General features: G+C 69.2%; 24 protein-coding genes, 2 tRNA genes and 1 pseudogene. 17 read left to right on the plus strand and 10 right to left on the minus strand.

Annotation, left to right across the window (positions count from 1 at the left end; genetic code table 11):
- Positions 1 to 3 precede the first annotated feature (3 nt).
- Genes yidD through rpmH form a run of 3 tightly spaced genes read right to left on the minus strand, consistent with a single transcriptional unit; the run spans position 4 to position 932 of the window.
- Positions 4 to 330 carry a membrane protein insertion efficiency factor YidD gene (gene yidD, locus ACWEV3_RS24340; protein ID WP_093260838.1) on the minus strand — a complete coding sequence of 109 codons (327 nt, stop codon included), beginning with the start codon at positions 328 to 330 and terminating at the stop codon, positions 4 to 6.
- Positions 330 to 776 (minus strand): ribonuclease P protein component, encoded by a 447-nt coding sequence (gene rnpA, locus ACWEV3_RS24345; protein WP_452616126.1) that lies wholly within the window; start codon positions 774 to 776, stop codon positions 330 to 332. The genes yidD and rnpA overlap by 1 nt, the downstream gene beginning before the upstream one ends.
- A 12-nt stretch (positions 777 to 788) precedes the next feature.
- Positions 789 to 932, minus strand: a complete 144-nt coding sequence (gene rpmH, locus ACWEV3_RS24350; RefSeq protein WP_083822226.1) for a 50S ribosomal protein L34 — start codon at positions 930 to 932, stop codon at positions 789 to 791.
- Between the two features lie 608 nt (positions 933 to 1540).
- Here rpmH and dnaA point away from each other — a divergent pair.
- The 11 genes and pseudogenes from dnaA to ACWEV3_RS24405 all read left to right on the plus strand — a co-directional run bounded on the left by dnaA (position 1541) and on the right by ACWEV3_RS24405 (position 15297).
- Positions 1541 to 3250: a chromosomal replication initiator protein DnaA gene (gene dnaA, locus ACWEV3_RS24355; protein WP_452616127.1), complete on the plus strand. Its 1710-nt coding sequence runs from the start codon at positions 1541 to 1543 to the stop codon at positions 3248 to 3250.
- A 1533-nt stretch (positions 3251 to 4783) separates the two neighbouring features.
- Complete coding sequence (dnaN, locus tag ACWEV3_RS24360) at positions 4784 to 5908, plus strand: DNA polymerase III subunit beta (RefSeq protein WP_358568219.1); 1125 nt, start codon at positions 4784 to 4786, stop codon at positions 5906 to 5908.
- A 153-nt stretch (positions 5909 to 6061) separates the two neighbouring features.
- A complete protein-coding gene (gene gnd, locus ACWEV3_RS24365) occupies positions 6062 to 6949 on the plus strand; it encodes a phosphogluconate dehydrogenase (NAD(+)-dependent, decarboxylating) (RefSeq protein WP_452616128.1) in 888 nt (295 codons plus the stop codon).
- A gap of 292 nt (positions 6950 to 7241) precedes the next feature.
- Positions 7242 to 8417, plus strand: coding sequence for a DNA replication/repair protein RecF (gene recF, locus ACWEV3_RS24370; RefSeq protein WP_452616129.1), 1176 nt, complete (start codon positions 7242 to 7244; stop codon positions 8415 to 8417).
- Positions 8418 to 8499: 82 nt separating this feature from the next.
- Positions 8500 to 9057, plus strand: coding sequence for a DUF721 domain-containing protein (locus ACWEV3_RS24375; protein WP_452616130.1), 558 nt, complete (start codon positions 8500 to 8502; stop codon positions 9055 to 9057).
- A gap of 359 nt (positions 9058 to 9416) precedes the next feature.
- Positions 9417 to 11390, plus strand: coding sequence for a DNA topoisomerase (ATP-hydrolyzing) subunit B (gyrB, locus tag ACWEV3_RS24380; protein WP_452616131.1), 1974 nt, complete (start codon positions 9417 to 9419; stop codon positions 11388 to 11390).
- A 49-nt stretch (positions 11391 to 11439) separates the two neighbouring features.
- Positions 11440 to 13935 carry a DNA gyrase subunit A gene (gene gyrA / locus ACWEV3_RS24385; protein ID WP_452616132.1) on the plus strand — a complete coding sequence of 832 codons (2496 nt, stop codon included), beginning with the start codon at positions 11440 to 11442 and terminating at the stop codon, positions 13933 to 13935.
- 54 nt (positions 13936 to 13989) lie between these two features.
- Positions 13990 to 14769, plus strand: a complete 780-nt coding sequence (locus tag ACWEV3_RS24390; RefSeq protein ID WP_452616133.1) for a DUF3566 domain-containing protein — start codon at positions 13990 to 13992, stop codon at positions 14767 to 14769.
- Between the two features lie 115 nt (positions 14770 to 14884).
- Positions 14885 to 14958 (plus strand) — tRNA-Ile (locus ACWEV3_RS24395).
- Between the two features lie 62 nt (positions 14959 to 15020).
- Positions 15021 to 15128 (plus strand): annotated as a pseudogene (locus ACWEV3_RS24400) (DLW-39 family protein); the annotation flags it as partial.
- Between the two features lie 96 nt (positions 15129 to 15224).
- Positions 15225 to 15297 (plus strand) — tRNA-Ala (locus tag ACWEV3_RS24405).
- Positions 15298 to 15682: 385 nt separating this feature from the next.
- Here ACWEV3_RS24405 and ACWEV3_RS24410 read toward each other — a convergent pair.
- Positions 15683 to 15877, minus strand: coding sequence for a hypothetical protein (locus tag ACWEV3_RS24410; protein ID WP_452616134.1), 195 nt, complete (start codon positions 15875 to 15877; stop codon positions 15683 to 15685).
- Between the two features lie 220 nt (positions 15878 to 16097).
- On the opposite strand from ACWEV3_RS24410, the gene ACWEV3_RS24415 reads away from it, so the two are divergent.
- On the plus strand, positions 16098 to 17345 hold the full coding sequence (locus ACWEV3_RS24415) for an MFS transporter (RefSeq protein WP_452616135.1): 1248 nt from the start codon (positions 16098 to 16100) through the stop codon (positions 17343 to 17345).
- Positions 17346 to 17357: 12 nt separating this feature from the next.
- On the opposite strand, the gene ACWEV3_RS24420 is transcribed toward ACWEV3_RS24415, so the two are convergent.
- From ACWEV3_RS24420 to ACWEV3_RS24435, 4 genes are all read right to left on the minus strand, one after another.
- Positions 17358 to 17903 (minus strand): Clp protease N-terminal domain-containing protein, encoded by a 546-nt coding sequence (locus tag ACWEV3_RS24420; protein WP_452616136.1) that lies wholly within the window; start codon positions 17901 to 17903, stop codon positions 17358 to 17360.
- A 2-nt stretch (positions 17904 to 17905) separates the two neighbouring features.
- A complete protein-coding gene (locus tag ACWEV3_RS24425) occupies positions 17906 to 18115 on the minus strand; it encodes a helix-turn-helix domain-containing protein (protein ID WP_093260818.1) in 210 nt (69 codons plus the stop codon).
- 47 nt (positions 18116 to 18162) lie between these two features.
- Positions 18163 to 18657: an SRPBCC family protein gene (locus ACWEV3_RS24430; RefSeq protein ID WP_452616137.1), complete on the minus strand. Its 495-nt coding sequence runs from the start codon at positions 18655 to 18657 to the stop codon at positions 18163 to 18165.
- Positions 18658 to 18759: 102 nt separating this feature from the next.
- Positions 18760 to 19335, minus strand: a complete 576-nt coding sequence (locus ACWEV3_RS24435) for a hypothetical protein (RefSeq protein ID WP_452616138.1) — start codon at positions 19333 to 19335, stop codon at positions 18760 to 18762.
- A 140-nt stretch (positions 19336 to 19475) separates the two neighbouring features.
- Between ACWEV3_RS24435 and ACWEV3_RS24440 the strand changes: the two genes are divergently transcribed.
- Together ACWEV3_RS24440 and ACWEV3_RS24445 are read left to right on the plus strand one after the other, a co-directional pair.
- Positions 19476 to 20024, plus strand: coding sequence for a peptidylprolyl isomerase (locus ACWEV3_RS24440; RefSeq protein WP_452616139.1), 549 nt, complete (start codon positions 19476 to 19478; stop codon positions 20022 to 20024).
- A 195-nt stretch (positions 20025 to 20219) separates the two neighbouring features.
- Positions 20220 to 21146 (plus strand): rhomboid family intramembrane serine protease, encoded by a 927-nt coding sequence (locus tag ACWEV3_RS24445; RefSeq protein ID WP_452616140.1) that lies wholly within the window; start codon positions 20220 to 20222, stop codon positions 21144 to 21146.
- Between the two features lie 4 nt (positions 21147 to 21150).
- Here ACWEV3_RS24445 and ACWEV3_RS24450 read toward each other — a convergent pair whose 3' ends face one another.
- Both ACWEV3_RS24450 and crgA read right to left on the minus strand, forming a co-directional pair.
- Complete coding sequence (locus tag ACWEV3_RS24450) at positions 21151 to 21558, minus strand: PH domain-containing protein (RefSeq protein WP_452616141.1); 408 nt, start codon at positions 21556 to 21558, stop codon at positions 21151 to 21153.
- A gap of 167 nt (positions 21559 to 21725) precedes the next feature.
- Positions 21726 to 21992, minus strand: a complete 267-nt coding sequence (gene crgA, locus ACWEV3_RS24455) for a cell division protein CrgA (protein ID WP_132479410.1) — start codon at positions 21990 to 21992, stop codon at positions 21726 to 21728.
- 183 nt (positions 21993 to 22175) lie between these two features.
- Here crgA and ACWEV3_RS24460 point away from each other — a divergent pair, with 183 nt between their 5' ends.
- The 3 genes from ACWEV3_RS24460 to ACWEV3_RS24470 all read left to right on the plus strand — a co-directional run bounded on the left by ACWEV3_RS24460 (position 22176) and on the right by ACWEV3_RS24470 (position 23853).
- Entirely contained in the window at positions 22176 to 23003 is an 828-nt protein-coding gene (locus ACWEV3_RS24460; RefSeq protein ID WP_452616142.1) for a class E sortase, read from the plus strand.
- Complete coding sequence (locus tag ACWEV3_RS24465; protein WP_452616143.1) at positions 23003 to 23131, plus strand: hypothetical protein; 129 nt, start codon at positions 23003 to 23005, stop codon at positions 23129 to 23131. The genes ACWEV3_RS24460 and ACWEV3_RS24465 overlap by 1 nt, the downstream gene beginning before the upstream one ends.
- An 80-nt stretch (positions 23132 to 23211) precedes the next feature.
- Positions 23212 to 23853 carry an aminodeoxychorismate/anthranilate synthase component II gene (locus ACWEV3_RS24470; RefSeq protein WP_452616144.1) on the plus strand — a complete coding sequence of 214 codons (642 nt, stop codon included), beginning with the start codon at positions 23212 to 23214 and terminating at the stop codon, positions 23851 to 23853.
- Positions 23854 to 23953 lie beyond the last annotated feature (100 nt).

The raw sequence follows: 23953 nt of genomic DNA on the forward strand, positions 1-23953 counted from the left end.
GGGCTACTCCTCGGCAGGTTTCTCGGGTACGCGGCCACCCGCCGCGGACCGCTCACGGGGCGGTGGGACCGGGTCCAGGCCTCCAGGGTGCCAGGGGCCGCAGCGCAGCAACCTGCGCAACGTCAACCAGCCGCCGCGGAACAGGCCGTGCACGGTGAGCGCCTCGACCGCGTAGGTGCTGCAGCTCGGGTAGAACCGGCACGAAGGCGGCAGCAGTGGCGAGATCACCTTGCGGTAGACGTGCACCGGACCGAGCAGCACCCAGGCGAGCGGGCTCGGGCGCCGAGCGGGGGCGCGGAGCCTGTCGTCCTGCTGCTCGTCCGGAGCCATCACCTGGAACCTGTCGCCGGAACATCGGGGGCGATGACGCGGAGCTTGCGCAGTGCCGCGTCGAGGTCCGCACCGAGTTCACGGCTGGACGCACCTGCTGCCGGTGGCAGGGCGCGGACCACCACCAGTGTGCCAGCGGGAAACGCGGGCAGGAGGTCGCGCATCAGGTGCCGGAGGCGGCGGGTGACCCGATGCCGGACCACCGCCGTGCCCACGGCCTTGCTCACGACAAAACCCACCCGGGTCGCGATATCCGATTTCCGGGTGGGTGCCGTATTCGCCTCGGCTTCCGGTAAGGCCTCGCCGGTGCGATGCGGGCCGAGGTCCCGTGCCTGGTCCGCGCGCAGAACGTGGACCACCAAGCGGGACCGACCGGCCCGACGACCACGACGGACCACCAGGCGGAACTCCTGGTTCTTGGTCAGCCGGGCTGCCGCGGGAAGCACGGCCGGACGCGATCAGGCAGTCAGCTGCGCGCGACCCCGGCGACGGCGCGAGGCCACGATGGCCCGGCCGGCCCGAGTGCGCATGCGCAGCCGGAACCCGTGCTTCCTGGCACGGCGGCGGTTGTTCGGCTGGAAAGTGCGCTTGCCCTTGCTCACGGTCGGATCTCCCGGTTACTACAGGCACCGATGGCCACGGTGAACCACGGTTCGGTCAAGGTGTCCCTGCCTCGCGAGCCGCAGTCGCCGGACGTGCGGCGATCGGCAACACCGAGCGGTGCACGGCGCCAGAATCTCGGCGCAGCGACATGCCCGCTCAGGAAGCGGGGGACTGTACGAGGGTACGCACTGGCGGCGAGGGGCGCTTAACCGGGGTCATGATGTGGAAGCGACAGCCCGCGCGCCGACGGTCCACAGGCTGCCACATCGCGATCTTCCTGGCATCTCCGGGACTCGCTTGTAAGCGTGGCGTGACCTTGTTAGCGTGCCCCCCTGCGATTCGCGGACCGGTGGGTGGGAGCACCGGACTCTGTGGGGATGCCCTGACCTGGATCGCAGCGGTACGACGGCCCCAGGGGGGATCACCGGACCGGCCTGCCGTACCTTCATACACAAGTTGTGGACAACTCTGTGGACACCTGCTCGAACAGGTGTCCACAGGAGTCTGGCCCCATCGTCCCGTGACACCGAACGCGCCCGAGCATCGTGGGGGCCAGGCCCCGGGACCGCACCGGGGGCTGCGCGAGCGAGGGGAGGGGAGCAAGGCGGTGTCCGACCACCAATCCGATCTCGGTCGAGTTTGGGAAGAGGTGGTGCAGGAGCTGTCCTCCGGCACCCTCTCACCACAGCAGCGCGCCTGGATGCGGGTGACCCGGCCGATCGGGCTGCTGGACGGTACGGCGTTGCTCGCCGCGCCCAGTGATTTCGCCAAGGAAGCCATCGAGCGCGCGCTGCGCGATCCGATCACCGACGCGCTGTCGCGCCGCCTCGGCCGCGCCGTGTCGCTCGCGGTGAAGGTGGACACCGCGGTTCCCGCACCCACCCGCCCGGTCGCGGCGCCCGCGCCGGCCGACTCCTGGTCCGGCCGCGCCACACCGCCCGGCGCCGATCAGCCCACGCCCGGTTACGTCCCCGCGACGGGCTTCGGCCGGGGCACCGACACGTTCGGCCACACCGCGCACACCGGCTCGATCCCGGCCGTCGTCGAAGGGCGGCACGCCGCGCCGGACCCGAAACCCGAGATCGACTTCCCGACCGCCGAGTTCAAGTGGCCGGGCGGCGACGTCCCGCAGCCGCTGGAGGCCGACGAGGCGGATGCCGAGCCGGAGAGCGCGCCCGAGCCGGAAGCCGAGGAGAACGGCAACGAGATCTGGCCGACCTTCGGCCGGGGCGAGCCGCCGCAGGGCCAGCCGTTCACCGCGCCGAAGCACGCGCCGCCGACCTCGCAGACCAGGCTGAACGCGAAGTACACCTTCGACACGTTCGTCATCGGGTCCTCGAACCGGTTCGCGCACGCCGCCGCCGTCGCCGCGGCGGAAGCGCCGGCCCGCGCGTACAACCCGCTGTTCATCTGGGGCGAGTCCGGGCTCGGCAAGACGCACCTGCTGCACGCGGTCGGGCACTACACCCAGCGGTTGTTCCCCGGGATGCGCGTCCGCTACGTGTCCACCGAGGAATTCACCAACGACTTCATCAACTCGCTGCGCGACGACCGGCAGGTGGCGTTCCAGCGCCGGTACCGCGACGTCGACGTGCTGCTGGTGGACGACATCCAGTTCCTGGAGGGCAAGGAAGGCACCCAGGAGGAGTTCTTCCACACCTTCAACACCCTGCACAACTCGAACAAGCAGATCGTGGTGTCCTCGGACCGGCCGCCGAAGGGGCTGCGGACCCTGGAGGACCGCCTGCGCACCCGGTTCGAGTGGGGCCTGATCACCGACATCCAGCCGCCCGAGCTGGAGACGCGGATCGCGATCCTGCGCAAGAAGGCCGCCCAGGACCGGATGAACGCGCCGGCCGACGTGCTGGAGTTCATCGCGTCCCGGATCGAGCGCAACATCCGCGAGCTGGAGGGCGCGCTGATCCGGGTCACGGCGTTCGCGTCGCTGAACCGGCAGCCGGTCGACCTGCAGCTGGCCGAGATCGTGCTGCGCGACCTGATCCCGGACTCGCAGACCCCGGAGATCACGGCGCCGACGATCATGGCCGTGACCGCGGACTACTTCAGCGTGACCATCGACGACCTGTGCGGCCCGGGCAAGACCAAGGCGCTGGCGCAGGCCAGGCAGATCGCGATGTACCTGTGCCGGGAGCTGACCGACTCGTCGCTGCCGAAGATCGGCCAGTACTTCGGCGGCCGCGACCACACCACGGTGATGTACGCGGACAAGAAGATCCGCAAGGAGATGGCGGAGCGGCGCCGCGTGTACGAGCACGTCCAGGAGCTCACCGCCCGCATCAAGCAGCAGTCCCGCTGATTCTTGGGAATCTGGGGTTTTTCTGCGTAGCGGTGCGGGTAGCGGCCCCCCTGCGGGAATCACGGCAGCCTTCTCGACTCCGGGATCCCCGACTTGAGTATGTCCAATAGGAGGCGTCAGGGCTGTCCTCACGAGAAGACTCCTGAGAACCCGCGGCGGTGCGAGTTGCGAGGGTGGGCTAAGCGCCTCCGGCGCTTGCGGCAGCTCAGGTTCGTGTCGAGTTGAGTTTCGCGGCGGCGGTTGCGCTTGCGGAATGGGTAACGGGCCATCTTGGCCTGACGTCTCGGCTTCTGCCCAGGTCAGAGGGGTCGACCCGCTCAGATGGCCTGTGCCGGGCTATCGCGCTGTCCCCGGTGTGATTCCCTTCGGCTCGCGCGGCGAATCTTTCTGCCGACCCACCCTGCCGCGAGCCGCCCCCGTCAACAGAAAGCTCTCCGGCCGAGCGCCGTAGGTCATCGGTCCGGCGAGTCGCCGCCGAGCCCGCAGCGGGGAGACGTCCGGGCGCGGATGGCAGCGCGCCCCTCGGGCCCCTTCGGAACTCGGGGCATCTCAGGAGTCCGCCGGGCGCGGCGAGATGTTTCTGTTGGGCCGCCCGGCCCGGATCAGACCGCTCTGACAGAAAACTTCGGGTTCCTCGCCGGGCTCCGGAGGCCGCGAAGCGCACGCGTCGAGCCGTCGCCGGCCGCGCCGGGACAGCAAATCACCACGTTCCGAGGTCGATCAAGCGCGCTCCGCAGTTGTGGAGGGAGTTGGCGCGCCGAACTTTTCTGGGGACCAGGGTGGTCTTCGCCTCACCCCTCCGGCAAAAAAGTCCACCGGAGCGCTGGCTGTCCACAGATTTTCCATCCCCAGGCCTGACCTGGAGTTTTCCCCAATCCATCCACAAGCTGTGCACAAGTTGAAGCGGTCTGCCCACAGAGCGGAGCCGGGTTGACCACAACGCTCTCACAGCTTTGCCCACAGCCCGATCGGTGGAGGGGCCCAAAACCGGCAGGGGATGGGTACAACTGGGTCGACAACTGTGGATGGAACTGTGGACAACTGGGGATGGTTGTGGACTGACCGAGATGGGGCAGAAGTTGTCCACCACCCGGTTGCCGTAGTCCCCGGTTACATCCCGTGCTCATCCACACCCGACCACGCCACCCGACCAGCCCAAACGCCACTTGTCCCCACAACTCACAGCCCTTACTACTACTGCTCTCATTTCTTCTCTTTGAAGAAAAAAGAAAAAGAGAAGAAGGCTCGGTGGATAAGTGGACAACTCGGCCCGGACCGCCAGGACGGCCTGACGAACTGCTCGGACCCGGATGCGGAGATCGCGTCGCACGCTCTACGGTGGAACTCCCGCGGAGACCGCCGGCGTGAACTCCGGATCGAGCTCGGGCCGAACTTCGCGTGCACGGCGCTCGTGGGGGATCGCTTCGCCCTCATTGCGGGGACACGAGGCACAACGACCCGATGAGCTGCTTCGCTCCAGCTCGACACACAGTTCTCGGCAGCCGAGCCACGGCTGGAACCGAAAGGACACCCATGAAGATCCGCGTGGAACGTGACGGTCTCGCCGACGCCGTCGCCTGGGTCGCGCGCAGCCTGCCGTCGCGGCCACCGGTTCCGGTGCTGGGCGGAGTGCTGCTCGACGCGAGTTCCGGAGAGGCGCTGACCATCTCCGGGTTCGACTACGAGGTCTCGGCCCAGGTCACCATCGACGCCGCGATCGACAACAGCGGGCGGACCCTCGTTTCCGGGCGGCTGCTGGCGGACATCACCAAGGCGCTCCCGGCCCGCCCGGTGGAGCTCACCGTCGACGGCTCCCGCGTCACCATCACCTGCGGCAGCTCCCGGTTCAGCCTGCCGACCATGCCGGTCGAGGACTACCCGGAACTGCCCGCGATGCCCGAGCACGCCGGTTCCGTCCCGGGCGATCTGTTCAGCGAGGCCGTCGGCCAGGTCGCGGTGGCGGCCGGCAAGGACGACACGCTGCCGATGCTCACCGGCATCCGGATGGAGATCAACAACGACAAGCTGACCATGGTCGCCACCGACCGGTTCCGCTTGGCGATGCGCGAGATCACCTGGGAGCCGGGCACTTCGATGGACGACACCGCGGTGCTCGTCCCGGCCAAGACGCTCGCCGACTCCGCGAAGACGCTGGGCGCCGGCGGCAGCAAGGTGGAGATCTCGCTGGCTTCCGGCGACGGCCTGCTCGGGCTGTCCGGGACCGCGCGCCGCAACACCACCCGGCTGCTCGACGCCGAGTTCCCGAAGTACCGCCAGCTGCTGCCCGCCGAGAGCGCGGTGACCGCCAACGTCGACGTCGCCCCGCTGGTCGAGGCGATCAAGCGCGTGTCGCTGGTCGCCGAGCGCGGCACCCAGGTGCGCCTGGAGTTCTCCGACCGGGTGCTGCGGCTGACCGCCGGCGGCGACGACGAGGGCAGCGCCGAGGAAGAGCTCGCGATCGAGCTCTCCGGTGAGCCGCTGACCATCGCGTTCAACCCGGCCTACCTGCTCGACGGCCTGGGCGCGATGAAGACCGAACGCGCCCAGCTGCAGTTCACCACCGCCAACCGCCCCGCGCTGGTCAAGCCGGTCGGCGAGGATGGCGAAGTGGCGGAGGGCTACCTCTACCTCCTGATGCCGGTCCGCCTCCCGGGCTGATCTGGGTCACATCCGGCGCACTGCCCGGCCGGAGCCGCGGCCGTCGATGGCTAGGCTCCGGTCGGATCGATTCAGCTGGTGAAGGTCCTCACCCCGCGGCCGGCCATCCGCGCCGACCAACCAGTCGATACACAGCTCGCAGAGGGAGATCCGGTGCAACTCGGACTTGTCGGTCTCGGCCGAATGGGTTTCAACATGCGTGAGCGGCTGCGCGCCGCCGGTCACGACGTCGTCGGTTACGACCGCAACCCGGACGTCAGCGATGTCGCGTCGATCGCGGAGCTGGTGCAGAAGCTGGCCGGCCCGCGGATCGTCTGGATCATGGTGCCGCACGGCGACCCGACCCGTCAGACGGTCGAGGAGCTGGCCGGGCTGCTGTCCGCCGGTGACCTGGTGATCGAGGGCGGCAACTCGAAGTTCACCGACGACCAGGCCAACGCGGCGCTGCTCGCCGAGCACGGCATCAAGTACCTCGACGTCGGGGTTTCCGGTGGGGTGTGGGGCGCCAAGAACGGCTACGGCCTGATGGCCGGTGGCGACGCCGAGGACGTCGAGCGCGCCATGCCGATCTTCGACGCGCTGCGCCCGGAGGGGCCGCGCGAGGAGGGCTTCGCGCACGCCGGCCCGGTGGGTGCCGGGCACTACGCGAAGATGGTGCACAACGGCATCGAGTACGGCCTGATGCAGGCCTACGCCGAGGGCTTCGAGCTGCTGTCCGCCTCGGGCGTGGTCACCAACGTGCCGGAGACGATCAAGGCGTGGAGCCGCGGCACCGTGGTCCGCTCCTGGCTGCTGGACCTGCTGGTCCGGGCGCTGGAGGAGGACCCGGAGCTGGCCGAGCTGCGCGGCTACGTCAGCGACTCCGGCGAGGGCCGGTGGACGGTCGAGGAGTCGATCAACAACGCGGTGCCCACCCCGGTGATCACCGCCTCGCTGTTCGCGCGGTTCGCCTCGCGGCAGGAGGACTCGCCGGCGATGAAGGCGGTCGCGGCGCTGCGCAACCAGTTCGGCGGCCACGCCGTGCAGAAGACCGAGGACTGATCGCGGCCTTCGCGGGCCGGGTCGATTTGTCGACAAATCACCCCGGCCCGCGAAGGGGTGCACGTCGTCAGATCGCCTTGTCGACAAATCGCCAGATGCAGGTCGACGGCCGCTCGGCGCCGCTATTCCGGTGCGAACGTCCCGTTCGCCCGCGCCGGACCACCTGCCGGCTCGGTGTGAACGGACCGTTGACCTCGTAGAACGTGGCGAACAGGCCGTTCGCTCCACCTCACCGACCGACCGGGGCAGCAGGGCTCCGGCCGGCGCGGGCCGACCTCTAAGTTGGATCGTCGTGTACGTCCGTCATCTGCAAGTGACCGACTTCCGGTCCTGGCCGCACGCCGACCTGGCCCTGGAGCCGGGCATCACCGTGCTGGTCGGGTCCAACGGACAGGGCAAGACGAACCTGGTCGAGGCGATCGGGTACGTCGCGACCCTCGGCTCGCACCGCGTCGCCACCGATGCGCCGCTGGTCCGCGACGGCGCGGCCCGCGCGGTGGTGCGGGCCGCCGTGGTCAACAGCGGGCGTGAGCTGCTGGTCGAGCTGGAGATCACGCCGGGCAAGGCCAACCGCGCGCGGATCAACCGCGGCGCCGTCGCGAAGCCGCGCGACGTGCTCGGCATCCTGCGCACCGTGCTGTTCGCGCCGGAGGACCTCTCGATCGTCCGCGGCGACCCGGGCGAGCGCCGCCGGTTCATGGACGACCTGCTGGTCTCGCGGTCGCCCCGGTACGCGGGCGTTCGCGCCGACTACGACCGGGTGCTCAAGCAGCGCAGCGCCCTGCTGAAGTCCGCAGGAGCGGCGCGGCGGGGCGGCGGTTCGGCGGACGTGCGGACGCTGGAGGTCTGGGACGGTCACCTGGCCCGCTGCGGCGCCGAGCTGCTGGCCGGCCGGCTCGACCTGGTCGCCGCCATCGCACCGCACGTGACCAGCGCATACGCCAACGTCGCCGCCACCGACGAGGCCACCTTGCCGTCCGGCCGGGTGGCCGACGTCCGCTACCGCAGCAGCCTCGGCGAGTCGCTTCCCACCGGGTACGGCGTACCGCTGGGCAAGGCCGCCGACCCGGCCGAACTGGAATCGGCCCTGCTCGCCGAGCTGGAGCGGGTCCGGCCGCAGGAGATCGAGCGCGGCGTGTCGTTGGTCGGGCCGCACCGCGACGACCTGGAACTGCTGCTCGGCGACCTGCCCGCGAAGGGATACGCCAGCCATGGAGAATCTTGGTCCTTCGTACTGGCGTTGCGGCTGGCTTCCTACCACCTGCTCACCGAAGATGGCGCGGAGCCGGTGTTGATCCTGGACGACGTCTTCGCCGAGCTCGACCGCCGCCGCCGGGCCCGGCTGGCCGACCTGGTCGCCGGCGCCGAGCAGGTGCTGGTGACCGCGGCGGTGGCGGAGGACGTGCCGTCGGAGCTCATCGGCGCCCGATTCGACGTCCGCGAAGGCGAGGTGCGACGTGTCGAGTAACCGTTCGCGGTCGTCAATTACACGCAGAGTGACCGAAGAGGCGGGAAAAGTCGTCGATCTACCCACATCTGGGGATAACTCTGTGGATGGTGTGGATAACTCGGCGGCGTCAACACAGGTCCCGGTCGGGTCCGATGGCGCCGCGCTGTCCGGGCCGGATCTCGCCCGGGCCGCCCTGCAGGCCGCCCGCGAGCAGTCCGCCGCCCGCCGCCGCGACGCCAAGAAGAAGGGTGGTGGCGTCCGGACGCGCCGCCGTCGTGGCTGGTCGGGGCCTCGCCCGGACGACCGCGACCCGCAGCCGCTGGGGCGGCTGGCCGCGCGGATCGCCAGCGAGCGCGGCTGGACCGAGCACCTCTCCGGCGGCCAGGTCTTCGCCCAGTGGGCCACCCTGGTCGGCGGCGACGTCGCCGAGCACACCAAGCCGGTGGCGCTGAAGGACGGCGAGCTCACCGTCCAGGCCCAGTCCACCGCGTGGGCCACCCAGCTGCGACTGCTCCAGCGCCAGATCCTGAAGCGGATCAGCGACGGCGTCGGCCGCGACGTGGTGCGCCGGATCAAGGTGCAGGGCCCGGCCGCCCCCAGCTGGCGACACGGCCCCCGGCACGTTCCCGGGCGGGGCCCGCGGGACACCTACGGCTAGTAGCCTCGCGGTGCGCGCCGTCCTCCGGACGCGCGGGCGACCGGCCGATCGCGGCAGAGATCCCCCGGCGATCGCTCGCGGCTCTCGGATGGTGGATTGATTCGAGTTCTCCGCTCTGTGAGGAAGTCAGGGGTGTCCTTGCCCTACTTCTGTCACGGGGGACCAGTAGAATCAGAAGAGGGTGTGGCCGACGCCTTCGACCGCGGTGAGCTTCGAGGCGCGGGGCGACGGCGCGCATCAGGGTGCGGCCCCGGCAGACGAGTCGCCCCGAAGTGGTCTGCGGTGCGGGACGGGGCGCGTTTTCGAACCGGCACCGGCCAACCTGACAGCACAGTCGGCTCAAGGAGAAATCGAGGCCCGTGGCACCGAAGAAGAGCGATTACAACGCGTCATCCATCACCGTTCTCGAGGGCCTTGAGGCCGTTCGCAAGCGTCCCGGCATGTACATCGGTTCGACCGGTGAACGCGGTCTGCACCACCTGGTGTGGGAGGTCGTGGACAACTCCGTCGACGAGGCGATGGCCGGCTACGCGTCCAAGGTCGAGGTCACCCTCCTCGCCGACGGCGGCGTCCGCGTCGTCGACGACGGTCGCGGCATCCCGGTGGACATGCACCCCGTGGAGAAGAAGCCGACCCTGGAGGTCGTGCTGACCGTGCTGCACGCGGGCGGCAAGTTCGGCGGCGACGCCTACGCCGTCTCCGGTGGTCTGCACGGCGTCGGCGTCTCGGTGGTCAACGCGCTGTCGATGTCGCTGGAAGCCGAGATCTGCATCAACGGTTATGTGTGGCGGCAGCGCTACGAGGACTCCAAGCCCGTCTCCGACGTCGAGCGCGGCGAGGCCACCGACCGGACGGGCACGAGCATCACGTTCTGGGCCGACCCGAAGGTGTTCGAGACGACCCGGTACAACGCCGAGACGGTCTCCCGCCGACTGCAGGAGATGGCGTTCCTGAACAAGGGCCTGACGATCGTGCTCCGCGACGAGCGAGCGGCCGAGGAAGACGAGTCCGGTGAGGACGCGTCCGGCGCTGCCGCGCGAGCCACCGAGCGCACCTTCCACTACCCGGGCGGCCTGGAGGACTTCGTCCGGCACATCAACGCCACCAAGGAGCCGATCCACAAGAAGGTGGTGTCCTTCAGCGCGTCCGGCAACGGCTCCGAGCTGGAGATCGCGATGCAGTGGAACTCCGGCTACAACCAGTCGGTCTACACCTTCGCGAACACCATCAACACCCACGAGGGCGGCACCCACGAGGAGGGCTTCCGGTCGGCGCTGACCCGCGTGGTCAACAGCTACGCCAAGGAGAAGAAGCTCCTCAAGGAGAAGGACGGCAGCCTCACCGGCGACGACGTCCGCGAGGGTCTCGCCGCGATCGTCTCGGTGAAGGTCCGCGAGCCGCAGTTCGAGGGCCAGACCAAGACCAAGCTGGGCAACACCGAGGTCAAGTCGTTCGTGCAGACCACCGCCTTCGAGTGGCTCACCGACTGGTTCGAGCGCAACCCCGCCGAGGCCAAGGTGATCGTCAACAAGGCGGTGTCCTCGGCGCAGGCGCGGATGGCCGCGCGCAAGGCCAAGGAGCTGGTGCGCCGCAAGAGCGCGATGGACATCGGCGGCCTGCCGGGCAAGCTGAAGGACTGCCAGTCCAACAACCCGGAGGAGTGCGAGCTCTACATCGTGGAGGGCGACTCCGCGGGCGGCTCCGCGAAGGAGGGCCGCGAGTCGCGGTTCCAGGCGATCCTGCCGCTGCGCGGCAAGATCATCAACGTGGAGAAGTCGCGGATCGACAAGGTCCTCAAGAACAACGAGGTCCAGGCGATCATCACCGCGCTGGGCACCGGCATCCACGACGAGTTCGACCTGTCCAAGCTGCGGTACCACAAGATCGTGCTGATGGCCGACGCCGACGTCGACGGCCAGCACATCCGCACCCTGCTGCTGACGCTGCTGTTCCGCTTCATGCGCCCGCTGATCGAGAACGGCCACGTGTTCCTCGCGCAGCCGCCGCTGTACAAGATCAAGTGGCCGCGCTCGGAGCCGGAGTACGCCTACAGCGACAAGGAGCGCAACGCGCTGCTGGAGCAGGGCGCCGCCGCGGGCCGCAAGCTGCCCAAGGACGACGGCATCCAGCGCTACAAGGGTCTCGGCGAGATGAACGCCGACGAGCTGTGGGAAACCACCATGAACCCGGAGACCCGGCTGCTGCTGCAGGTCTCGCTGGACGACGCGGCGACCGCGGACGAGCTGTTCAGCGTGCTGATGGGTGAGGACGTCGAGGCCCGGCGCTCGTTCATCACCCGCAACGCCAAGGACGTCCGCTTCCTCGACGTGTGACGCCACGCGCCGCTAAGCCCCCGAACTTCCCGGAAAGCGAAGGACGAGCATGACGGAAATCCTGCCGCCGGAACACGGCCGGATCGAGCCGGTCGACATCCAGCAGGAGATGCAGCGCTCCTACATCGACTACGCGATGAGCGTGATCGTGGCCCGCGCGCTGCCAGACGTGCGCGACGGCCTCAAGCCGGTGCACCGGCGCGTGCTGTACGCGATGTACGACTCGGGCTTCCGCCCGGACCGCGGTTACGTGAAGTGCTCCCGCGTCGTCGGCGACGTGATGGGCAACTACCACCCGCACGGCGACTCGGCGATCTACGACACCCTGGTCCGCCTGGCCCAGCCGTGGTCGATGCGCCACCCCCTGATCGACGGCCAGGGCAACTTCGGTTCGCCCGGCAACGACCCGGCCGCGGCGATGCGGTACACCGAGTCGCGGCTGGCCCCGTTGGCGATGCACATGCTCGCCGACATCGAAGAGGACACCGTCGACTTCGCCGACAACTACGACGGCCGCACCCAAGAGCCCACCGTGCTGCCGTCGCGATTCCCGAACCTCCTGGTCAACGGCGGTGGCGGGATCGCGGTCGGCATGGCCACCAACATCCCGCCGCACAACCTGCGCGAGGTCGCCGACGGCGTCGTCTGGGCGCTGGAGAACCCGGAAGCCGATGACGAGCAGCTGCTCGAAGCGCTGATCGAGCGGATCAAGGGTCCGGACTTCCCGACCCGCGCGCTCATCCTCGGCACCACCGCGATCGCCGACGCGTACCGCACCGGTCGCGGCTCCATCAAGATGCGGGCCGTCGTCGACGTCGAAGAGGACAACAAGGGGCGCACCACGCTGGTCGTCACCGAGCTGCCCTACCAGGTCAACCCGGACAACCTCATCGAGAACATCGCCTCGATGCACCGGGAGGGCAAGCTCACCGGCATCTCCGACATCGCCGACGAGTCCAACAGTCGGCGCGGCATGCGGATCGTGGTCACGCTCAAGCGCGACGCGATCCCGAAGGTCGTGCTGAACAACCTCTTCAAGCACACCCAGCTGCAGACCACCTTCGGCGCCAACATGCTGTCCCTGGTCGACGGCGTGCCGCGCACCCTGCGGCTGGACCAGATCATCCGGTACTACGTCAAGCACCAGGTCGAGGTCATCGTCCGGCGCACCAAGTTCCGGCTGAAGAAGGCCGAGGAACGCGCCCACATCCTGCGCGGTCTGGTCAAGGCGCTGGACATGCTGGACGAGGTCATCGCCCTGATCCGCCGGTCGCCCACGGTGGACGACGCGCGCACCGGGCTGATCGAGCTGCTCGACGTCGACGAGATCCAGGCCAACGCGATCCTGGAGATGCAGCTGCGCCGCCTGGCCGCCCTGGAGCGGCAGAAGATCGTCGACCAGTTGGCCGAGATCGAGCGGGAGATCGAGGACCTCAAGGACATCCTCGCCAAGCCGGAGCGGCAGCGGCAGATCATCCGCGACGAGCTCATGGAGATCGTCGACAAGTACGGCGAGGACCGCCGCACGAAGATCGTCCCGTTCGAGGGCGAGGTCTCCATGGAGGACCTCATCGCCGACGAGGACGTGGTCGTCACGATCACCCGCACCGGCTACGCCAAGCGGACCCGCACCGACCTGTACCGGGCGCAGAAGCGCGGCGGCAAGGGCGTGCAGGGCGCGCAGCTGAAGCAGGACGACATCGTGTCGCACTTCTTCGTGTGCTCCACGCACGACTGGATCCTGTTCTTCACCAACAAGGGCCGGGTCTACCGGGCGAAGGCCTACGAGCTGCCGGAGGCCAACCGCACCGCTCGCGGCCAGCACGTGGCGAACCTGCTGGCGTTCCAGCCGGACGAGCAGATCGCCCAGGTCATGCAGATCAAGGACTACACCGCGGCGCCGTACCTGGTGCTGGCCACCCGGAACGGGCTGGTGAAGAAGTCCCGCCTGACCGACTTCGACTCCAACCGATCGGGTGGTCTGATCGGCGTCAACCTCAAGGACGACGACGAGCTGGTCGGCGCGGTGCTGTGCTCCGCCGATGACGACCTGCTGCTGGTGTCCGCCGAGGGCCAGTCGATCCGGTTCCACGCCACCGACGAGGCGCTGCGGCCGATGGGCCGGGCCACCTCGGGCGTGCTGGGCATGCGGTTCAACGACGGCGACGAGCTGCTGGCGATGGGCGTGGTCCGGGAGGACCGGTACGTGCTGGTGGCGACCGACGGCGGCTACGCGAAGCGCACCCCGATCGATGACTACCCCGTGCAGGGCCGCGGCGGAAAGGGAGTGCTGACTCTCCAGTACGACAACAAGCGTGGCAGGCTGGTGGGGGCTCTCATCGTCGAGATCGACGACGAGCTCTATGCGATCACCTCGACCGGTGGGGTCATCCGGACCACCGCCAAGGAGGTGCGCAAGGCCGGCAGGCAGACGAAGGGGGTTCGTCTGATGAACCTGGACGAGGGGTCCGCGCTGGTGGCGATCGCGCGCAACGCCGACGAGGCCGCCGACCCGGACGCTGCGGGGCCGGAGCAGCAGCAGTAAAACCGTGGGAGACCACGTCGCACACCGCCGCCGACGATCATCGAAGGATCGCTCGTGACACCTTCCGAGAAGCCGGAGCAGGCTGATCCGCAGCAGGATGCGGACGGGGCTTCGGTCAGCACCCAGACAGCCGACGACAGCACCGGGGGCGAGGGCACCGAGTCCGGCTCGGCCGCCAAACCGGACGCCGAAGGCAACGGGGAGGCCCTGCACGGCACCGAGGCACCGCCACCGTGGCAACGCGCCTCGGCGACCGCGCCGGGCGAGGCCGGTACCCCGATGGCGACCACCGCCTCGGGGCCGGACGTCGCCGACACGCAGAACATCCCGAAGCAGGTGCAGGACCAGGAAACGGTGCGCACCAAGGTGCCGCAGGCCGCGCGGACGACCGTGTCGTTCACCGGCGGCGCCACCGGTGCCGCCGGGGCCGCCCGCACCTCGCCGACGGCCTCCGCGCGGCGGCCGAGCAGAGGCCCGCGGCGGGCCAGCCTGCAGGTGAAGCGGTTGGACCCGTGGTCGGTGCTGAAGCTCGCCCTGGTGCTCAGCGTCGCGCTGTTCTTCGTGTGGATGATCGCGGTCGCGGTGCTGTACGGCGTGCTCGACGGCATGGGCGTGTGGGACCAGCTCAACGGCACGTTCACCGAGCTGACCCAGCCCGACGACGCGGCCAGCGAGCCGCTGATCAGCGCCGGCCGGGTGTTCGGCGTCGCGTCCATCATCGGCGCGATCAACATCGTGCTGGTGACCGCGCTGGCGACGGTGGCCGCGTTCATCTACAACGTGGCGGCCGACTTCGCCGGCGGCGTCGAGGTCACCCTCTCCGAGCGGGAATGAGCCGCTGACGTGGCGATTCCGGTCCCTGACCGGGATCGCCACGTCCGGGGAGATCCCAACGGGGACCCCCGTTTCGGGTGCCGGAAGGCGTCCTGTAGTGTTTGAAGCACACCAAGGGCCTATAGCTCAGGCGGTTAGAGCGCTTCGCTGATAACGAAGAGGTCGAAGGTTCAAGTCCTTCTAGGCCCACTGGAATTTTTCCCAGCTCCGAGAACTGCTCGGGCTGACGCCGTGCTAGGAGGCGACCGGAAGTGAAGAAGCTGCTCGCACTCGCCGCAGTTGCTGGAGTCGTGCTGTTCGTCATCCGGCGCAACCGGGCCGCCAAGGCCGAGGCCGACCTGTGGCGCGAAGCCACCGCCGAGGCCTGATCGTTTCTCCGGGCGCTTGAGTCGGCCGTCGAGTCGGCAGCCATCGCGCGTCACCGGTCAGCAGACCTGAGTGGGGCTGCGATAGCCGGGGACGTAGCTCAATTGGCAGAGCACCGCCTTTGCAAGGCGGGGGTTAGGGGTTCGATTCCCCTCGTCTCCACGCGTTAGTTCGGTGGAGTGTGCCCACGGAAAGCGTGGGCCTTTACTACCGCGTCATTATTTTGCGGGGGCCGAGCCCCCGCAGACCCCCACGGTGTGGGGGTCTTTTTTTGTCTGCTCCTCACCCTGGGAGCGTTCCCGGCCTGCTCACGGACCAGCCTTTTGGTGGGTTTTCTCCAGCCTTCGGCTGTCGGAGTGCTGGGCGGCTTCCCGGTGTGCCGTTCGAGGTGTTCGGCCTTTTGTTCGGCCTCGGTTTGTGGGGTAGCGCCTGTTCGTCCTGTTGCGGGCTTTTCGTCAGCCTTCGGCTGTGTTTGGGTATTGGCAGCCTTCGGCTGTCCGTGCTTTTTCTGGTTGTTGGTCAGCCTTCGGCTGTGTTGTTCTTGTTGTCAGCCTTCGGCTGTGATGGCTTTTGCGGGCTTCGGCTGCGTGCTCGTGTTGGTCGGCTTGGCTCTGGTTCGGCTGCTGGTGTCTCGGACATTGGTGGCTTCGTCTTCTCTGGGGTTGCTCCCCGCCTCCGCCTCGGCGTCTGCCTTCGGCTCCTGCTTGTTCTTCCGCTTGGTTTGGTTGTCCTCTTTGGACATTTGGTTTCGTTGGTCTTGGTTTCGTTGCGGGTTTGGTCCTGGTTTCGTGGTGGTTTGGTTTTCGGGGTCGTTACCTGGGGATTCGTTGTCCTTCCTGGTTCGGGGGGCGGGTGACGGTTTTGCTTCGATTCCGTTCAGTGGAAGGTCTTGTGGTTGGTCGGGCCTCTGCGGCGGGGAGCATTCGCGCATTCCGGTTCTGCGACGGTGCAGTGGAGGTGGCATGTCGAGCCAGGTCGATGCCGGGCGGGCCCGTTGGGTTCTGCCCCTGTGCTGGACCGCCGTGTTGCTGGACGGGTTCGACCTGGTCGTGCTCGGCAGCGTGTTGCCCGTGCTGCTGGAGGCGAAGCAGTGGGGGCTCACCGCCGCGAGCGCTTCCGTCGTTTCCACCGTCGGCCTGGTGGGCATGACCATCGGCGCCCTGGCCATCGGCACCATCACCGACGTCGTCGGCCGGCGGAAGGCGCTGATCTTCTCCGTCGCCAGCTTCTCCGTGTTCACGGCGCTGTGCGCGCTCGCGCCTTCGGTCTTCGCCTTCGGGTTGCTGCGATTCCTCGCCGGGCTCGGGCTCGGCGGGTGCCTGCCGACCGCGATCGCGCTGGTCACCGAGTACGCCCGCGCGGGCAAGGGCGGCAGCGCTACCACCACGATCATGACCGGCTACCACGTCGGCGCCGTGCTCACAGCGCTGCTCGGTATCGCCGTGCTGCCGAGCCTCGGGTGGCGCGCGATGTTCGTGATCGGGGCCGCGCCCGCGCTCGTGCTCGTTCCCCTGATGCTGCGCTACCTGCCGGAATCGGCTTCCTTCCTGCGCGCCGCCGCTCCGGAGCGCAAGCTCAGCGGCGGCGCCAGCGCGGTGGCCTCGCTGTTCCGCGGCGGTTTCACCCGCGCCACGCTCGCGTTCTGGGTCACCTCGTTCATGGGGTTGCTGCTGGTCTACGGGCTCAACACCTGGTTGCCGCAGATCATGAAGTCCGCCGGGTATCCGCTGGGCGCCGCGCTGGGACTGCTGCTGACCCTGAACATCGGGGCCGTGATCGGGCTGGTCGTCGCCGGGGCGGTGGCCGACCGGGTGGGGCTGCGGCTTTCGACGATCGGCTGGTTCGCGGCCTCGGCCGTGTTCCTCGCCGCGCTGAGCGTCAAGCTGCCCGGCATCGGCGTGTACGTGGCGGTGCTCATCGCGGGCTGCTTCGTGTTCAGCTCGCAGGTGCTCGTCTACGCCTACATCGGGCGCGTGTACCCGGCGGAGAGCCGGGCGACCGGGCTCGGCTGGTCGGCGGGGATCGGGCGCATCGGGGCGATCTGCGGTCCGCTGCTCGGCGGCGCGATGCTCACCGCCGGCATCGCGTACCCGTGGGGCTTCTACGCATTCGCGGTGGTCGGCGTGCTGGGTGCGATCGGCGCTGTCGCGGTCGGCCGCCCCGCAACCGCGGAGGAGTTCGAGGCCGAGCCGACCCAGCAGGCGTCGTAGCGGTTTCCCGGTTCAGGCCGCGCTGCGCAGGGACGCGCGAACGCCTCGGTAGGTCATGCCGTGGCGTTCGAGCAGCTCTGCGGCGACTCCCTTGCCGAGCAGCAGCGCGAGCAAGAGGTGTTCGTCACCGATGCGGCGGTCGCCGAGCTCGATGGCCTCGCGCAGCGTGGCTTCGAGCAGGCGCTTGCCTGCGGTGCTGAACGGGATGTGCGACTTGAAGAAGCGCCGCCGTCGGCTGGGCCGGCGGGCGAGGGCGTCCGCGCCGAGGGAGCGCTCGATGCTGGCGACGACGTCGTGCACGTCGATGCCCAGTTCGCGGAGCGCTTCCGCATCGGACGTGCTCAGACCGCCGAGCCGGCGCGCCTGCTGGTAGGCCGTCGTGACGGCATCGCGCTGCACTTCGTGCGCGGCCAGCAGGCGCCCCGCCGCGGTGTTCGGGTCATCGACGAGTGCGAGTAGCAGGTGCTCGTCGGTGACTTCCGGGGCGCCGTGCTGCTCGGCCTCGTGCACCGCGCGGACCACCGCCTGCCGGGTGGTCGGGGCGAACTTCTCGAACATGATCAGGACCTCCCGTGTTTCTTGTGCACGGCTTGCCGGGAAACGCCGAGCTCCGCGGCGATCTCCTGCCACGACCAGCCCTGGTTGCGGGCGTTGCGGACCTGGACGGATTCCAGTTGTTCGAGCAGCTTCCGCAGCGCCGCAACGGCTCGCAGGCCGATCCGCGGATCGCGGCTGCTCGCCGCGGAGGCGAGTTCCGTCGCTTCTGCCATGCTGTCAACTTATGTTGACAATCGGGAGGTGTCAACCCTGGTTGACGTCAGCGCTGGACGGCGTCCCGGATCGCGTCGACGGTCTGCTGCATGGCCTGCTGCAGCCGCGATCGGCGGAACTCGTAGAAGGTGGCGGCCCGGTCGGCGGGCAGGCTCTCCTTGATCGACGCCAGCCGGCTGGGCGGCTGCTTCATCTGGAAGCGCTGGGTCAGGGTGCAGCCGTCGCCGTCGGGTTCGATCTCGAAGGACCACACCGAGTTGTCCGGCGTCGGCTGGTAGCTCCGCACCGCCCAGGCGAACCGGCGGCCGGGCTCGGCCGCGGTCACCTCGCACTCGGTCGTCCAGACGTCGTCGCGGTGCCGGTTGTGGCCCTTGAAGGTGGCGCCGGCGGTGCCCGGTTCGCCGGACGCCCACTCGCCGCCGGTGCACTCCGGGCTCCACTCGCCCATCCGCGTGATGTCGCTGGCGACTCGGTAGACCGCGTCCGGCGTGGCGGACACGTGCGTGGAGGCGTGCAGGTCGTAACTGGTCGGTTCGCTCATGTCAGCATCGTGACCACCGGACCAGCCGGTCGGAACGTGACATGCAACACGCCGAAAAGAGAGAGGCCGGGCCGAACCGGCCCGGCCTCCGCGCGTGCGAGGTCAGTGGGATCGTTCCGGTGCGATGTGCGACTGGCCGTCGGTCTGCGCGGGCACGTCGGGGCGCTCCGCGCGGTGGCGGGCCTGGGTGTCCCGCTTGGGGAAACCGTCGTTGGCCTCTGCGATCGGCAGCTCCTCCGGGCGGCGGGAGAACGCCACCGCCACCGCGGCGCCGAGGCTTGCCAGCACCAGCAGCACCCACGGCCACTTGCGCCGCCGCTTCGGCTTGCTCGGCTCGATGATCGCGGCCAGCTCCTTGCGGGCCGCGGTGGTGTTCTTGGCGAGCTGCTTGCGGGACTTCTCGGTCTTCTTCTCCCATTGCTTGCGCGCCTTGCGGCTGCGCTTGGCGAGCTCCTTGCGGGACATCCCGGTGGTCGCCTGGGCGATGCGCTCCTGCAACTCGTCGGGGGAGTAGCCGTGGTTGGCGAGCTCCTGCTCGGCGCGGGCGGCGGCCTGCTTGGACAGCGCCACCCCGACCTCGCCGGCGCGTTTCGCGCCGTGGCGGGCGGACTTCAAGCCCGTCCCGACCGCCTTGCCCACGCTTTCGCCAGCTCGGGCCATCGCCTTCACCTCGTCCATCGTGTGCCTCCTCGGCCCGGCGTTCGCCGGTCGACTTACTCGACCCACGCCCGCGGCGTGGGCACCGCCCGGCAGGCGGCGATCAGCCCCATATTGCACCCAGACACGGCGTTCGGCCTCTTCGATGGCAGGATGGTCTGGTGGCTGAAGACAACGGATCGCTCGTTGGGACGAAGGTGACCGCGACCCTGCACACCTCGCAGGGCGACATCCGGATCAACCTGTTCCCCGACAAGGCGCCCAAGACAGTGGCCAATTTCGTGGGCCTGGCCGAAGGAACCAAGGAGTACACCGAACCCAACGCCAAGGGTGAGCGCTCCGGGCCGTTCTACGACGGGGTGATCTTCCACCGCGTCATCTCCGGCTTCATGATCCAGACCGGGGACCCGACCGGCACCGGCCGCGGCGGCCCGGGCTACCAGTTCGGCGACGAGTTCCACCCCGAGCTGCAGTTCACCAAGCCCTACCTGCTGGCGATGGCGAACGCCGGGCCGAACACCAACGGCTCGCAGTTCTTCATCACCGTCGGCGCCACGGACTGGCTGAACTACAAGCACTCCATCTTCGGTGAGGTCGCCGACCAGGACTCGCGCAACGTCGTCGACGCGATCGGCAACACCGCGACCGGCCGGCTGGACCGCCCGGTCAACGACATCGTCATCGAGAAGGTCTCGATCGACCGCGGCTGAAACCCGGCCTACTAGGCTTGCTTTGGGGAGCGGCGTCAGCCGCTTGCGGCGTGAGGCTCGGCTTGCGCCGTCGCGGGTCCTCGGGCGTCGTCCACCCAGTCGGGGTTGTCCCCGGCGAGACGATGCCCGAGGTTCCGCTGCCCGCGCCGCCGCCAGGCCCATTCGAAGCGGTCTCGACCGGAGAGCAGGTCTGACGTGACTGTTCCGCCCGGATCTCTGCCCGGATCGGACGGGGCTCCGCCGCAGCTGCCGACCTGCGTCCGGCACCCCGACCGCCCCACCGGGCTGCGCTGCACCCGGTGCGAGCGGCCGTCGTGCCCGGAATGCCTGCGCGATGCCGCCGTCGGCCAGCAGTGCGTCGACTGCGTTGCGCAGGGGCAGCGCGGCATGCGGCAGCCGGTGACGGTGGCCGGTGCCCGGCTGCCCGCGAAGCCGATCCTGGTGCCGGTGCTGATCGCGATCAACGTTGCGGTCTTCGCGCTCACCGCGGTGCAGGCCGGCAGCATCCCCGGCAACTCCACCGCCGCGCTGTTCACCGACTTCGCGCTGTGGCCGATCCTGGTCGCGGGCGGGCAGTGGTGGCGCCTGATCAGCGCCGGGTTCCTGCACATCGGGCTGCTCCACCTGGCGATGAACATGATCGCGCTGTGGGTGATCGGCCGGGATCTGGAGCTCCTGCTGGGGCGGGTGCGGTTCGGCGCCGTCTACCTGTTGTCGCTGCTCGGCGGCAGCACCGCGGTGTTCGTGTTCGGCGATGAGCTGCAGCAGGTGGCCGGCGCGTCCGGCGCGGTGTACGGCCTGATGGGCGGCATCGCGATCGCCGCGCTGCGGCTGAAGGTCAGCCTGCGGCCGGTGCTGGTGGTGATCGCGCTCAACATCGCGGCCAGCGTGGTCATCCCGGGCATCTCCCTGCTGGGCCACATCGGCGGGCTCGTCGTCGGCGTGATCGCGACCGCCGCGCTGGTCTACGCCCCGCGCGAGCGGCAGGTGCTGGTCCAGGCGGGTGCGCTGGCGGCGCTGCTGGTGGTGCTGATCGCGATGCTGGTGACGCGCGACCTGCAGTTCGGCAACGTCGTGTGCTTCGGCTCCGGCGAGGAAACCCGCTGCGGCCTGGGCAGCTGACGGGTCAGCGGCGCAGGCCGCGGAGTTCGTCCTCGACATCTTGCGGGTCGGCGCCCAGGTCGAGCCTGGTCAGCACGATCAGCTGCGGGTCCGCGTCGAGTTCCAGGGTCCGCACCGTGCGGCCGAGGCGGCGGTCCTGCCGGACCCGGATCGTCACCGCGGGCCAGGCCCAGTGCCGTCGGCCCAGCAACGTCCGCACGGTGATGCCCTCGACGTCCGCGCGCAGTCGAGGTCGGCAGATGCTGCCGTGCGCGGAGACAGCGGCCAACGCCAGCACCAGCACGCCGATGAACAGCCGGTCGACCGGCTGTTCGGCGAGGAGCCACCACAGCGCTGCGGCCGCGGCGAGCGCCCAGCCGCAGGAGACCAGCCCGATCGGCGTCGACCACTGTCGGGAACCGCTCGCATCCACCGTTATCCACCCGCTACCGATGAGTTATCCACAGGAGTTATCCCCACTGGGGATGAGTTACACCTGTGTTGTTCGCTGACCGAACGTCAAGAGGTCAACGAGATGAGTGAGGTCCGAAGGGATTGACCCCTCCGGACCTCGACCACATTCAGCTAACGTGCTACGGGTCAGCGCCAGCGCATCGTCATCAACAGGCCGATGATCATGAACGCGAAACCGACGGCGAAGTTCCACCCGCCCAGGTCGACCATGAACGGGATCTTGTCGCCGGCGATGTAGTTGACCACCAGCCAGAGCAGGCCGATCACCATCATCCCCAACATCACGATGACGTAGATCGGGTGCGACGGGCCGACCGCCTTCGCCTTCACCGGCGTGCGGCGATCGGTCACCGGGGTGGGGGAGTCCTTCTTGCGGACCTTGGACTTCGGCATGGTGTCCTCGCCAGGTGGTGCGGCGTCGTGCGCCGCTTGCTCGGGCGGTCACCGCACCCCGGGCTGCGGCGCCCGAGGGCGCGCGCAACTTCTCGCGATGCGGCTCGTTTTCCAGCTACCACGTTAACGTAATCACAGCGTTGATCTACCCCGTGGTCCAAGCCGTGACCGGAGAGGAACACCGTGGCTTCCTCGGAGCTGATGGTGGCACCACCGCGGGAGAGCCGGCCCGCCCGGCTGCGCACGGCGCTGCACGTCCTGGGAGAACTGCTGATCACCGCGGGGCTGGTGTTGCTGCTGTTCGTCTTCTACGCGGTGTACGTCACGGACTGGTTCACCGCGCAGAAGCAGGCCGAGGCCACCGATCAGCTGAAGGTCCAGTCGCAGCACCCGCCGCCGGCGGCGGAGCCGCCCGCGCCGGTCGCCGGCGCCGGGTTCGCGCAGCTGCACATCCCGGCCTTCGGCCCGGACTTCCGCTTCGCCGTGCTGGAGGGCACCGACGCGAAGACGCTGGCCGCCGGGCCAGGGCACTACGTCGGCACGGCGTGGCCCGGCGAGCAGGGCAACTTCGCCGTCGCCGGGCACCGGATCGGCAAGGGCGCGCCGTTCAACGACCTCGACCAGCTGCGCTCCTGCGACGCGCTGGTCATCGAGACCGCGACGCACTGGTACGTCTACCGCGTGCTCCCGATGACCGGCGAGGTCGTGGCCTGGAACGGGCGTGCGGCGGACCCGAGGTGCGCGGGCGTGGCGCCCATCGGCGGGCCGTACGAGCAGGTGGTCGGCCGGAGCATCGTCCTCCCGGAGCAGGGCGAGGTGATCTTCCCGGTGCCCGGGCAGCCGCCGGAGCTGCTGCCGCGCGACCAGCAGACCCGGCTGATCACCCTCACCACCTGCCACCCGGAGTTCTCCGCCGCGCAGCGGCTGATCGTGCACGGCGTGCTGGTCAAGCAGTACCCCAAGGACCCGGCGCATCCCGGGCTGCGGCCGGCCGAGCTGGAGGAACGCTGATGTACGCGTGGATCTGGCGGCGCCTGCCGGGCGGCACCGCGGCGAAGGCCGCACAGGCCGTGCTGCTGGTCGAGGACAGCCCCGATGTGGTGAATTGGTCATTCATGACAGCGAGAAGGCGACCGTAATTCCCGCAGGGGGCCGCTACCTGCGCCGCGATGCAAGACGAGTCTGGAATCGGCTTTCACCCTCCGCGTACCCTGGCGGGGTGCGCGTACTCGTCGTCGACAACTACGACAGCTTCGTCTACAACCTCGTGCAGTACCTCGCTCAGCTGGGCGCGGACTGCGTCGTGCGCCGCAACGATGTCGTCACCGACGACGACGTTGCCGCCGCCGACGGCGTCCTGCTCAGCCCGGGTCCGGGTACGCCGGATCGCGCCGGGCGCACGATGGAGCTGATCGAGCGCTGCGCCGCCGAGCGCAAGCCGGTGTTCGGCGTTTGCCTCGGGCACCAGGCCGTCGGCGCCGTGTGGGGCGGGGTCGTCGAGCGGGCGCCGGAGCTGCTGCACGGCAAGGTCAGCGAGATCCACCACTCCGGTACCGGCGTGTTCGCCGGGCTGGCGGAGCCGTTCATCGCGACCCGGTACCACTCGCTGATCGTCCGCGCGGACACCATCCCGGACGACTTCGAGATCACCGCCAAGACCGCGAGCGGCATCGTGATGGGCATGCGGCACCGGGAGCTCCCGGTGGAGAGCGTCCAGTTCCACCCCGAGTCGGTGCTCACCGACGGCGGCCACCGGATGCTGGCGAACTGGATGGCCTCGGCCGGTCACCAGGTGGACGGGCACCTGGTCGACGAGCTCGAACGCGGCATGCGCCAGGTCGCCGCCGCCGCGCGGCGCTGACCGCCGGGACCAGGTGCGCGTGCCGGAGGGGCCACTTGGGCCCGTTGCGGTAGTTCCACTGCATGTACTCGTGGAGGAAGTCCAACGACAGCCGCCGTTC

It is taken from the genome of Saccharopolyspora sp. NPDC003752, assembly GCF_053605825.1.

Bases quoted from the DNA above. Each gene is read 5' to 3' on its own strand.
- yidD (WP_093260838.1), bottom strand. From the start codon at position 330: ATGGCTCCGGACGAGCAGCAGGACGACAGGCTCCGCGCCCCCGCTCGG.
- dnaN (WP_358568219.1), top strand. From the start codon at position 4,784: ATGAAGATCCGCGTGGAACGTGACGGTCTCGCCGACGCCGTCGCCTGG.
- gyrA (WP_452616132.1), top strand. From the start codon at position 11,440: ATGACGGAAATCCTGCCGCCGGAACACGGCCGGATCGAGCCGGTCGAC.
- ACWEV3_RS24410 (WP_452616134.1), bottom strand. From the start codon at position 15,877: ATGTCCAAAGAGGACAACCAAACCAAGCGGAAGAACAAGCAGGAGCCG.
- ACWEV3_RS24415 (WP_452616135.1), top strand. From the start codon at position 16,098: ATGTCGAGCCAGGTCGATGCCGGGCGGGCCCGTTGGGTTCTGCCCCTG.
- ACWEV3_RS24420 (WP_452616136.1), bottom strand. From the start codon at position 17,903: ATGTTCGAGAAGTTCGCCCCGACCACCCGGCAGGCGGTGGTCCGCGCG.
- ACWEV3_RS24425 (WP_093260818.1), bottom strand. From the start codon at position 18,115: ATGGCAGAAGCGACGGAACTCGCCTCCGCGGCGAGCAGCCGCGATCCG.
- ACWEV3_RS24430 (WP_452616137.1), bottom strand. From the start codon at position 18,657: ATGAGCGAACCGACCAGTTACGACCTGCACGCCTCCACGCACGTGTCC.
- ACWEV3_RS24435 (WP_452616138.1), bottom strand. From the start codon at position 19,335: ATGGACGAGGTGAAGGCGATGGCCCGAGCTGGCGAAAGCGTGGGCAAG.
- crgA (WP_132479410.1), bottom strand. From the start codon at position 21,992: ATGCCGAAGTCCAAGGTCCGCAAGAAGGACTCCCCCACCCCGGTGACC.
- ACWEV3_RS24465 (WP_452616143.1), top strand. From the start codon at position 23,003: ATGTACGCGTGGATCTGGCGGCGCCTGCCGGGCGGCACCGCGGCGAAG.